General features: G+C 38.1%; 9 protein-coding genes. 2 read left to right on the forward strand and 7 right to left on the reverse strand.

What is annotated here, in order from left to right; translation table 11 throughout:
- Positions 1-306: 306 nt before the first annotated feature.
- Positions 307-714, forward strand: coding sequence for a DUF1699 family protein (locus tag ACZ5A8_RS03100; protein ID WP_011024057.1), 408 nt, complete (start codon positions 307-309; stop codon positions 712-714).
- A 766-nt stretch (positions 715-1,480) separates the two neighbouring features.
- On the opposite strand, the gene ACZ5A8_RS03105 is transcribed toward ACZ5A8_RS03100, so the two are convergent.
- The gene (locus ACZ5A8_RS03105; protein ID WP_464532135.1) at positions 1,481-3,508 is read right to left on the reverse strand and encodes an MASE3 domain-containing protein; all 2,028 of its coding nucleotides are present in this window, start codon (positions 3,506-3,508) and stop codon (positions 1,481-1,483) included.
- Positions 3,509-3,840: 332 nt separating this feature from the next.
- On the opposite strand from ACZ5A8_RS03105, the gene ACZ5A8_RS03110 reads away from it, so the two are divergent.
- Positions 3,841-4,113, forward strand: coding sequence for a hypothetical protein (locus ACZ5A8_RS03110; protein ID WP_229388012.1), 273 nt, complete (start codon positions 3,841-3,843; stop codon positions 4,111-4,113).
- A 433-nt stretch (positions 4,114-4,546) separates the two neighbouring features.
- Here the strand turns inward: ACZ5A8_RS03110 and chaB are convergent, their stop codons facing one another.
- The 6 genes from chaB to ACZ5A8_RS03140 form a co-directional block, all read right to left on the reverse strand.
- A complete protein-coding gene (chaB, locus tag ACZ5A8_RS03115; protein ID WP_229388014.1) occupies positions 4,547-4,777 on the reverse strand; it encodes a putative cation transport regulator ChaB in 231 nt (76 codons plus the stop codon).
- Between the two features lie 134 nt (positions 4,778-4,911).
- The gene (locus tag ACZ5A8_RS03120) at positions 4,912-7,821 is read right to left on the reverse strand and encodes a PAS domain S-box protein (RefSeq protein ID WP_464532137.1); all 2,910 of its coding nucleotides are present in this window, start codon (positions 7,819-7,821) and stop codon (positions 4,912-4,914) included.
- 1,311 nt (positions 7,822-9,132) lie between these two features.
- Positions 9,133-9,438 (reverse strand): 4Fe-4S binding protein, encoded by a 306-nt coding sequence (locus ACZ5A8_RS03125; RefSeq protein WP_464532138.1) that lies wholly within the window; start codon positions 9,436-9,438, stop codon positions 9,133-9,135.
- A 26-nt stretch (positions 9,439-9,464) separates the two neighbouring features.
- Positions 9,465-9,989 (reverse strand): hypothetical protein, encoded by a 525-nt coding sequence (locus tag ACZ5A8_RS03130; RefSeq protein WP_464532140.1) that lies wholly within the window; start codon positions 9,987-9,989, stop codon positions 9,465-9,467.
- 596 nt (positions 9,990-10,585) lie between these two features.
- Positions 10,586-11,164 carry a pentapeptide repeat-containing protein gene (locus ACZ5A8_RS03135; protein WP_464532141.1) on the reverse strand — a complete coding sequence of 193 codons (579 nt, stop codon included), beginning with the start codon at positions 11,162-11,164 and terminating at the stop codon, positions 10,586-10,588.
- A 334-nt stretch (positions 11,165-11,498) separates the two neighbouring features.
- The gene (locus ACZ5A8_RS03140; RefSeq protein ID WP_464532142.1) at positions 11,499-11,906 is read right to left on the reverse strand and encodes a DUF1699 family protein; all 408 of its coding nucleotides are present in this window, start codon (positions 11,904-11,906) and stop codon (positions 11,499-11,501) included.
- Positions 11,907-12,309 lie beyond the last annotated feature (403 nt).

Below are 12,309 nucleotides of genomic sequence, written 5' to 3' on the forward strand. Positions count from 1 at the left end.
CATAACAAAATATTGGAAATGCCCTGACCTACGACAAAACAAATATTGTTTTGATAATATCCTGATTTTTTGTTGATTTCGTTCATCATACTTTTTAGACTGTCTGGTTGGGCTTTTTTTAATATGTTAAATAAAATGGCGCTCATCATACTGGTTTACGTTGTGTTTCTATGAAAAACACGAAAATAAAAGAAAGAATGTAAATACTAGTTCTCTCTAAATAAATCATGTAATTATAGAAAAATATTTAATGAAGAATTTTTTACTATCAAATGAAAAAAAATCAATAGATCGGGAGGACAAACTTTGAAAATTAGGGTTGTGAGTTCTAGAGAAGAAATCTTTACATTAAATCCAAACGAAAGAATAGTTCACTTGGCCTTCAGGCCTTCGAACAAAGACATTTTTTCCCTGGTTGAGAACTGCCCCAAGATTGAGGTAATCCAGTTACCCAAATCATACAGGCGCACGGTCTCAAAGTCCATAGAGATGTTTCTTGAAATGCAGCGCATCCAGCTCATTGAAGGAGATGTCTGGGGACACAGGAAAGACATAAACGAATATTATCGTATTCCTTCCTCTATAATTGAGGAGATAAAGGAACTGAAAATTGAAGGCAAATCCACTGAGGCTATCGAAGAAAAAGTCTCAAGGGAGAGCAAACTGAACCCTGAAATGGTTGCATACATCCTCAGAAAGGATGTTACTGCATGAGCCTCTGAAAATTATTTTCAGGCTCTTCCCATTTTATTTTCTTTTAATTTTTATTGCTTCGTAATTTTTATTATTTTTTTATTTGTGTTACTTTTTAAGTTTAGCTTCTTACAGCTTTACTACTTTTAAAGTTTTGTTACTTTTTTATTTTTATTACTTTTTATTTTTAATTACTTTTTTATTTTCGTTGCTTTGTAACTTTATATTATGACTCGTTTTTCAGTTTTTCTTTCTTGCTAAAACTATCTGTAAAACGCAATTCTGTGGCACTTTTATCTTGAGTTTCTCCTTTATGTAAAGTGTACAAGTTTTTCGAAGCTGATGTTGTAAACTTTGTTTAACAGAATGTTCTGAAAAACTCTCTAAAACGCTGTAAACCTCTTAAAGTCTTGCAAACCTCTTTTTAGATACGTTATGGGTGTTGTTTACAATATTAATCCCTTTTTCTATTTTCCTATGTCTGTTTTCCGGTGTCTATTTTAAGTGAAATTGCTCTTTTACCGCTTCCAAACTCCTGGTCTGGAAAAAATATAAAAAAATTCTTGGATTTGCGGTTTTCAGCAGTAACTCCCCCGCTGCCAAATATTCAATCTCATCAAAATATTATTCCAGGCCAAAGAACCTGTGATCCTGTGCTTAATTTTTGCCTGAATAAAGCTTACAGGATTTTAAGTCACAGGCTTTTTTAAAATCACAGGCTTCTTTAACCTACAGGTTTTTCTCCTTTTCAGGATATTTTAACTGATTTTTATTTCCAGACGGTTATTCACTTTTTTGAGCCTCCGAACAGGACTGTAAACTCTGTCCCCTGATCTCTTCTAATCCCTACACATCCGTCAATCTGATCAACAAGAATATCTACCAGCTGGAGCCCGAGAGACCCTGCATTTTTGAAGTCTACATCTTCCGGAATTCCCTTCCCGTTATCAGCTACGCTCAATATGAATCGCAGGTTCCTCTCATCTACGCATTCCTTATCCAGTCCTGAACTCCGGATATTTAAGGCAAAACTATCCGCTTTGTAAAGGCTTATACGGATCTCGCCTTCGGTCCCTTCGGGAAAAGCATGCTTCAGGGAATTGGAAACAAGTTCGTTAACAATTATGCCCAGGGGTATTGCGGTGTCCATATCAAGATAAACTTTCTCAAGGTCCAGTTTGAGGTTAATATTATCTTTCTGTACGGAGTATGAACCAAGCAGGTCTGCAGTCAGTTTTTGGAGGTAAGCTGCAAAATCAAGGGTATCGATTTCGTTTCCTTTATACAGCTCTTCATGGATAAGAGCCATGGAGGTAACACGGTTCTGGCTTTCCCTGAAGGCTTCAAGCATTTTTTTGTCGCTGAACCTTTCAGCTTCAAGGCTGAGCAGGGAAGAGATCACCTGCAGATTATTCTTAATCCTGTGATGAATTTCTTTTATGCGTGCCTCATCTATTTTTTTCAGTACCTCTTCCGCTCTTCTACGTTCTGTAATGTCGCGAATGAGACCCTGCATTTCTCCAGACAATCCGGAATTTGCCGGAAGCTTTTGCAGTATTACGCTTACCCATTTTACTTCTCCATCTTTTCTGCGTATCCTGTACTCAATTTCGGTAGAAAGGTCCGGGTTAGAGGTAAACCTTTTCATGCTTTCAAGAATAATGTGCAGATCTTCAGGCACTACTATTTCTTCCCATCTAACCTTGCCGGAAAGGAGATTTTCCTTACTATAACCTGTAATTTCTTCTATTTCTCCTTCTATGAATAAGGGCACAAAGTTCCTGTCAAGCCTGAACCCTATAAACCCTTTTATATTATACATGAGCGAGTTGTAGTTTTTTTGTTTTATCCGATCTCTTTCCAGTATCTGATTCTTTTCCAGCTCCTGTATGCCTTTGGAATCAGCTATCTTTACACCGAGCATATTGTAGATCCTGCCCTGGTCATCCTCGAGGAAAATTGTTCTCTGCTTGAATGCCTCCTCACTCTGTTTAAGCTCCCTGAACAGAAGGCTGTAAGGTGCCTCAAATCCTGTCTCAATTATAGCTGTGTAAATCAGGTAAAAAGAAAGAATTTTAAAGTAGTGCCCCAGAAGGTTGAAAAACCCATATACATCTACATACAGAGTAAAAGCGAGTTCTCCGAGGATTGTGACAATTATTGATGCTTCTACCAGCCTGAAGACACGGGTTTCGAACCGATCTCGTTTTGTGTATAAAAGAATAAGTGAACAGAGAAGAATTAATGATATAACATATTCACTTACAATCTTAAAAGGAGTAAGTCCGGAACCTTCAATATAAGAATCGGGAAAGTTTCCGATAATAAAGATTGAGAGAATACAACCAGCCATAATTACTGTATATATGAGAAAAGTTTGCCAGAAGAACCTGTTTTTTTCTCTTGCTCCTGTATCTCCTGTTTTATTTTCTGCTTTGTAATCTTTTAACAGCAGTGGAGCTACGAGCAGGGAGATACTTTCCATGTACCTTGCGGCTATCCAGAGCTGAGTGGGAAGGTTTGAATCAAACTGAGGAAAAATCCCCATTCCTTTGTATGCAAATGTATGGAGCAGATCCAGGTTCGCAACAAAGAAATAAGCAACTCCTATGAGTATAAGATACCTGTTTTCCAGGCGGGTTTTTGATTTCGATACTATGAGAAAGACGACGTACGCTACATATATACTGAATAATTCTGCCAGAGTATGGAAGAGAAGGTAGTTGCTCCGGCTGATTATATAGAGCAGACCGGCTAATGCTACCCAGAGTATTATTTCATAGGGCGATATTTTCATTTTTTTCCCTAATGTCATCTGGTATCCATCCATCTTCTTTGTTCCTGCCCCTTCTAAAGCTCATTTCTTTCTGTATTTAAATAAATATATTGCTTAATATGAAGCTAGGTTAGATTATTTTGGGGATATGCCTTTTCTTAGAATATACATTTATTTGAGCGATTCCTTTTTTCGAGAATAGGTATGTGGTTTAAATACGACTTAAACAGCTCGCCATCTTCAGCTCTTCTCTCCCTGTTCTTATAAATAAACCTGATTTTTACTTGCAGGCAGGTCACTTTCAGTACAGCAGGATGAAGGATAGCCAGATATTTATGGTAAAGCAATTAAAATGAATATGGGGGATACAATTGACTTCATCGAAACTTTCTGCTGAATTGACTTCAATAGTCAAAAATAAGCTTGAACTGGGATCTGAAGAGCGTGTCAAAGTTAGAGTCCTTCTGGAACAAGATGCTATTCTTGAAAAAGTAACAGTTGCCCTGGAAGGGAACGGGCTTAAGATTAAAGATATTCAGGAAGGTCCGGATGTAGTAATTACCGGCACGCTTGCGGTACAGAACATTATTGCAATTACCAGTGTTCCTGAGGTGGATAAAATCGAGTATGATCGAAGATCATAATCCTGAAAACACGATATACAAATGATACGAATTCTAGTTTTTCATTTTTATTTTTTCTTATTAAAAACTTCAATTCTTAAAAAGTTCCAGTTCTTAAAGACTCTAGTGTTTCGATTCCAAAATACGTTCCAAAACATGAACTATAAAACCTATCCATTGATCAATTAATTTTTTCCTTCAATTATGGATTCATTTTTGAATCGATACACTAGTATTGTGATTCCGAAGTATGTTCACAAAAGTTGAAGTTTGAATATATCAATAGTCACCATTTTTCCCATTAAATAAGGAATTTATTTGGAATCGAAGCACTAGTTTTTAAAAGATTCTAATTCTTAAAAAAATAATCTCAAAGAAAAAGAACCGCAGGAAAAAATCCGGACGGAAAAAAATCTAAAAGAAATAAAAATGTCAGGTTCCGGAAATCAAAAATTCAGTCCTTCTCTACCCAGTTCCCTTTAGAGTCTTTCTCATACTTCTTTTTGACTGCGCTCCAGGCAACCTTGTGCGCAGTTTCTTCCCTTGAAGCATCCCCTTTCCTTTCGGAAGGGTCTTTGTATTCTTCCCAGGCGCTGTTGAATGCTTCTCTGTAGATATCCTGACCGTGCTCAGGCAGGTTTTCCTTAACGGTCTCCGGCAGTTCAGAATTACTTTTATATGGCATTTATTTCCCCCATTTTAGGTATAGGGGGTTATTTTTTAAAAACATTCTGTGTAGCCATTTATATCGCTTTACTTCTGGGACTGTAATTTCTGGAGTTAATTTCTGGAGTTAATTTCTGGAGTTAATTTCTGGAGTCACGAATTACCTCTTACACTGATTCTGATTGTGAACTCCGTTCCGTTATCTCTTTTCAATTCAAGCTCTCCGTCCAGCTGTTCTACCAGTATACTTACCAGTTGCAATCCAAGGGTATCTGAGTTTTCAAAATCGACTGCTTCTGGAATGCCAACCCCGTTATCCAAAACTATTAGGGTAAACTCAGTTCTCTTGATATCTCTTTCTCTGCGGCTGCCATATCTACTTCTTTTACTCCTGGAAACTTCCTGCCTGTGAAGCTTTATCTGGATTTCTCCTTCTTTTCTGCCGGAAAAAGCATGTTTCAGGGAATTGGACACAAGTTCATTAACAATTATCCCTAACGGGACCGCAGTATCCATATCAAAGAACACATCCTCTTCCATATCCGTTTTCAATCTGATGTCGACGTTTTCAAACCTGTATATATGGAAAAGGTTCTCAACAAGTCTTTCAATATACGGTGAAAAGCTCAGGGTATCACTTTCTCCGCCCTCGTGCAATTCTTCATGGATAAGAGCGATGGATGCCACCCTATCCTGGCTTTCTCGAAAAGCTTCGAGAATTTCCGAGCGCTTTATATATTCTTTACTGCCTAATTTTTCAGCCTGGAGGGCGAGCAAGGAGGAAATTACCTGCAGGTTATTTTTGATCCGATGATGAATTTCTCTTTTACGGGCAAGCTCTCCCATTTTTTGTTTTAACACTTCTTCTGTTTTCTTAAGCTCAGTAATGTCCCGTGCAGCAGCAAAAACCCCTATGACCTTTCCACTTTCGTCTTTATAAACCGAAGCATTATACAAAACAGGAGTTATATGCCCGTCCCTGTGCTGGATTTCAAGAGGGTAGTCCCGGACCTCTCCCTCCACGAACACCTGTTGATACCCTTTACTGGCTTCTTCAGGTTCTGTGAAATAGTCCGAAAAGTCCGTTCCGATCAGTTCGTCTCTTGAATATCCGGTGATCAATTCCGTAGCTGCATTTACATCTGTGATCTTGCCATCAGGCCCTATGGTTACTAAAGGATCCAAGCTGGCTTCAATCAGGCTGCGGTTATAGATATTTGATAGCCTGAGTGCCTCTTCTGCCTTCCTGCGCTCGGTAGTATTCCTGGCAATCGTTGAAACGGCAATAAGTTCTCCAGACGCGTCAAAAACCGGAGAGAGAGTTATCGAAATATTTATTATTGTACCGTCTTTTTTTAACCTCAAAGTTTCTGAGTGGTGGATCTTTTCTCCCTGTTCAATCTTTTCAGCTAACTGTTTTGTTTCCCCTTTAAGATTCTCCGGCTCAATTATCGATATGTTTTTTCCCAAGACTTCTTCAGCAGAATAACCGTAAATTTGCTCCGCTCCCCTGTTCCAGCTTGTAATCGTGCCATCAAGAGACTTGGTTATAATAGCATCGTCCGATGACTCCACAACATTCGCCAGCATCTGGATTTTCTCTTCTGCTTTCTTACGTTCAGTAATATCGTGCGCAGATGCAAAAATCCCTATAACCTTCCCACTTTCGTCTTTATATACTGAAGCATTAACCAGAACGGGCGTTATATACCCATCCCTGTGCTGGATTTCAAGAGGGTAATCCCGGATTTCTCCCTGCACAAGCACCTGTTTATGCACTTTAATAACTTTTTCAGGCTCAGTGAAATAATCCGAAGAACGAGTCCCGATCAGCTCGTTCCTTGAATATCCGGTGATCAATTCCGTAGCTGCATTCGTATCCGCCATCTTGCCGTCAAGCCCGATGATTACAAGGGGGTCAAGACTAGCTTCAATCAGACGGCGGTTATAAATGTTTGATAACCTGAGCGCCTCTTCTGTCTTCCTGCGCTCGGTAATATCCTGAACTATTCCCTTTGCTCTAACAGGGATATTATTTTCATCGAGAATAATTTCGGCCTGTGTATGGACAGTACGTTCCTCTCCATCAGGCAGGAGAATCCTATAATCAATGCTCTGCGGCTCTTCACTTAACCCTTTCTTAATGGCATCAATGACATAGTCCCTGTCTTCAGGGTGTAGATACTTTAAAAAAGAATTGTAAGTTGAGCCGAATTCCTGAGGTCCACGTCCGAAAATGCAATAAACCTCATCTGACCATTGTAGTTCACCTGTCGCGATATTCCAGGTCCGGCTCCCTATATGAGCCATTTTTTGGGCTTCCGCAAGTCCTTCTTCACTTTCTTTCAACGCTTTATAAGCTTTCTCAAGCTGCACCGTTCGCTCTTCAACCAGTTTTTCTAAGTTGTCATGTGCTTCTTTTAAATTAGCTTCTGCTTCTTTTGAAGCCTGAAAAACTGTCTCTTCCGCCTTTTTGAGCCTGGGACTCTCTATCTGCTCCCACTTTCCTTCCCTTTTGATTAAAGAGAACTGATGGTTGATGGCCGCATCGATGATCTCAGTTGCTTTGCACCTGTCGAGGGAATAGGTGCATAGAGCTATTATACGATGGTTGCCAATTACATTGTCTGCTTCTTTCTCATAACCCGCGAAGCCGTGCCAGTTCTCTTTTTCTAGCCATAAAGTGTTTCCGAACCTCAAACCCTCATAGCTATCTTCCATGGCACTGTTGAGTTTTTCGACCCAGTTGTTTAAGACTCTCTCCTGATCGAAAGTAACCTCTGTCAGGTACCAATCCGTATAAGGAATAATCTCGATTTGCCCTTTTTCCATGTAAGCATCGATTGCAGGAATAGCTCTTTTCAGGTCTTCTTTTGCCTCTTCTATATCCTGGACTTGTGATGTAACCCAAATACAGAATTCATTATTTTCCAACCCTGCTTTGAAATAGGGAACAAGTATACCCACCAGATCTTCTCTTGTCTGGTAAAACTGGCAGAAGTGCGTTCCCCAGGGCACATCTCCAATAACGTCAATACCGGATTTTCTCAGGCTTTCTTCCATTCCACACCTTCTTCGACCATTAAATACAGATTAAATCCAATTCAATATTCGGTGAGCAATTTCTCATAAATCTTTTTGTGTCTGTTTTTTTGTATCTCTCTGGCTTCTCAGATCCGGTAATTAATCGGTAATTAATCGGAAAATAATCGGAAAATAATCGGAAAATTGATCGTAAAATAATCGGAAAATAATCGGAAAATTGATCGTAAAACCATTTCCTGTTCTCCACCTGAAACCTGGTTCCCTGTCTCGCTACCTGCCAATTTTTCTCCCCAATACAATTTTTAAGCTTTTTACTTCTTTATTATCGTCATCTGGCAGTACTTTTTTTATAAATAAGTTTTTATGAAATATTTTAATCGATTTTCAAGTCCGCAGGTGCTTATGAATTCTCTTTTATGAAGAAGGGTTCCCATACTCTTATACTGGCAAACAGAAAAACTTATCAGTATTATATGCTACTATGGATATTTATTAATTCCGATGCATAAAAACCTATATATTATATAACGTTGCGTAATAAAAAACAGGTTTATTTAAATACCTACTTAAACATGAGTCTTGAGTCCAAGGTACTAATAAAAAAGAATCTTAGATAAAACTCGAAAAATTTAAATTACATTCATAGGATTGAAAAAGAGAATTGAAAAAGGACTGAAAAAAGGACTGAAAAAGAGAATTGAAAACAGAATAGATTAAGAATAGTAAGAAGAAACCCAGAGGGACTGCATCCGTACTGTATCCCCCAATACAGCCTCTTCGAATATTTTGCTCCCCCAAGCAAATTGATCCGAAGAAAGGATCAGCGTCCTCCAGGTGATTCTTTATGTGGTAGATTATACCCCACCTTACTTCCCAACTCCAGCATATAATAATAACATAAATTATTTTAAATTAATTCTATCAAAAATTGTTCCATAAAAAATTATATCGCGATATTAAAAATTTCAAAGCAAATATAAAGTTCTACATTTATCTGCTTTCAGCAGGGTTGTTGTGTTTCATTCTGACAGCCTTTATCTTTCTGTTTTGTTTCAAAACAGATTTTTCTTCTACTCAGAAAATGAAAGAATTCCTTTTTCGTCTGCAGTCTTTCTATCTCAGCTTTGATCTCTTTAGCTGACAAAGTGATTACATAGTAAATTCCTTGTTGGTCATCTCTTCGAGTGTTCAGCCATAAATACTGTCAAATATAGAGATAAACGATCTTGATTCTGGTTATGCCCCCTCAGTTTGCAGAAAAAATTCAAACTTCAGATGGACGGAGCGTGCTAGAAGTCAATCTTCAAGCTAGTATTCCTTTATCCCTTTTCATAGATATCCTTTAGCTAGATCCTCTACAGGAGCTGGTTTAATGCCTTTCATCCTCTTTTCGATAGCTTTGAGGTCGTATCCCTCTTTCAGGATGATGAATTTGAATGTTCCCGCATTAAGGGCTTTATTGGGACATCCATAGATGCACTTCAAACAAAGCAAGCATTCCCTACCAAAAATCGGTCTGTTGTCCAATATGCTGATGTTATTTGCAGGACATTTCTTTTCACACCAGCCGCAGCCATTGCAGTTCTCATTTACCCTGATTTTCTGCCCAAAGAACTTTGTTCCCGTTTTTTCCATTTCCCCTACCCTGGAGAAGATGCGGCCTATGAACTTCGGCCTGGTTCTGTATACAAAACCCCTACCAGAAGGTCGTCAGCGATACGCTTAGCCTTTGATGGCAGTATCTCAAGCAGTCTGATAGATAACCTGTCATCTGTTTTAACAAACCAGTTTGAAGGCATTACTACCATTTTTTCATAAACAACTTTGTAGTTCTTTCTTTCCAGTTTGCGTATAGAACTTACGCGGCAGGCTGTGTTTTGTGTCATTTCCCCGCCCCCGGAAACAGATGTCACTGCAGCGTGAACTGGCCTGTTGTTGTTACTTGACAGGCTGTCAATCCACTTATATACAATCTTTGTGGCGTTAAACGCATGAACAGCAAATAACAGTATCAACAGATCCTCTTTATCACCGGAAACAATATTTCCTGCCCTTATCTCAAGCTTTATAACAGATATACCGTGCGCGGTAAACTCCCTTTCAAGGGCATCAGCAACCCGGGCTGTACTTCCTGTCCCGGAAAAATAGGCTATTTTGATTTTATTGATTTTCCGTGATATTTCCATGATAATCTTTCCTTGTATGTAAGAGGGACAGGCGATTCCTTTTTTATTATGAGCTGGCTTTAGAAATATAAAAACTCTTCATGTAAATTATAGAGGGTTTAATTGGTTTGTAAAAAAGATAAGCTTCGGGTGAACCTACTCATAAAAATCTGGGCACTTTTTATACCTGTTCTATTTCACGACTTATATATTGTAGATCTCCGGTCAATATAGGCTCTTCAAGTATTATAGGTTCTTTGAAAATTATCAGTTTATAATGTTATTTATCCTGAAAGCTCTAATATAGATGAGAAGCTTATATTAAATATCGTCTAAATACCTAACTATTCTGCACCTTTGCCGATTGATGCTTCATTTATCACCTGGAGACCAATCGGCATACACTCTTTTCAGAATTATTATTATTATTATTGAAACTGCCTGATGCTAGTTTCCACTTTAGATTAAGAACCTATACGAGGGTATGCAAAGCAAATAGACCAGATTCAGGCGCTGACCCGGGAGAATGAAATAACAGCTTAAACATTAGGCTGCTTTTGGAGAATAAGGAAATAAAAAAAACATAATAATGTTTTCGGTAATATCCGATCATTCACTTAATCTGGTTTTTCAAAAAGGGCAGGATACTTCTCTTTTAATGGCATGAGGAGTTTTTCGTCTAATTTTGTATCATAGAGTGTTTTCACTTTAGAAAGCTGGTCAAATGATAAGCCGTAAGCGTCTCCAAGGAAAGCCGCCTCAAGGTTTGCCCCTTCAAGGTTAGCTCCTTCAAGATTCACTCCTTTAAGGCTTGCTCCTTCAAGATTCGCTCCTTTAAGATTGGCCTTTATAAGGTTAGCCCCCTCAATGTTTGCCTCTTTAAGATTAGCCTTTTCAAAATTCGCCCCTTCAAGTTTAGTCCCTTCAAGATGAGTCTTTTCAAGGTAAGCTGTTTTAAAGTTAGTCCATCTGAGGTCAGCCCATATAAGGTTAGCCTCTTCAAGGTGAGCTTCTTCAAGGTTGGCTTCAAAAAGGTCAGCCCCTTTAAGGTTAGCGCCTTTAAAGTTAGCTTCGCTGAGGTTAGCTTCTATAAGGTTAGCCTTTTCAAGATTAGCTCCTTGAAAGTCAATTCCTCGAAGGTCAGCACCTTTAAGATCAGCTTCTCGTAAGTCTCTTTTCCCTGTAATATCTACCATATACGATTAATCGTCTTTAAATTACAATAAACATTACTATGCCAGGGAGATACTTTCTGTTCCTCCTTGATTTGGTTTTAAATTTCTATCGATTTACAGTTTGAGTCTATCAGGTTCTAAGCAACTACAATGTATGTCAGTCGTCTAAAACTGTCTTCGATGAGAAAAGTTTCAATAACTTATATTCCGGGATTCCGGAGAAAGAGATATGGTCGGAAAAAGAGCGATCAAGATTTAAGCTGGAAATTGATGGAGATTAGACATGAAAGATCAACCCATTTCTATCCCATCTAATTTCCATTAAACACATAATAATTTAATTTGCCCCGTTTGTTCAGACAGGAGTTTCTTTTGTCAGGATATAAGCGACCATTCCAGGGTTCAGTTTGCTTTCCCTTGAAACCTTTTTCTCAATCTCCTCAGTGGCTTTACCTTCGATTTTCATATCCTTTATTTTTTCAATCACTGAAGATGGAATTGCGTAATATTCGTTGATGTCTTTCCTGTGCCCCCAGACATCCCCTTCAAGAAGCTGGACTCTTTGCATCTGGAGGAATATCTCTATGGACTTTGAAACTGTACTCATGTATGATTTAGGTAACTGGATTACCTCAATCTTGGGGCAGGTTTCAACCAGTCCAAAGATATCCTTATTTGAAGGCCTGAAAGCCAGGTGAACTATTCTTTCGTTTGGATTTAATGTAAAGATTTCTTCTCTGGAACTAACTACTCTTATTCTCATGTTTTTTTCCCCACTGTTGTGTTCTTTTTTAATTGTATCTTAATATAAAGTACATATACTTGTTATAAATAGTTATCTCATTAGACTAATATTATTTAGGCAGTATTCCGGAGATACTAGTTATATTACATTTACTAAATTGTCTCAAAAAGCCAAAAATAAGAAACAAAAACGATTTTTTCAAATTATACTTCCTATTTTTTGCTCCAATTTTCTATTTTTGCTTCAAATTCCACTTTCTTTCATAATATAAATTTTTTCAAAATATGGTTAAATTATTTTAATCCTTAATCTCTTTCAGCTTTTAACTCTAATGAGACTTTCCCGTTCATCCGGGTAGAGGGAAATTGGTCGTAGAGCCAGCCACTGAAAATAAAAATGATAAAGGTTTTTAACTCAGATA

The sequence above is a fragment of the Methanosarcina subterranea genome, assembly GCF_055385895.1.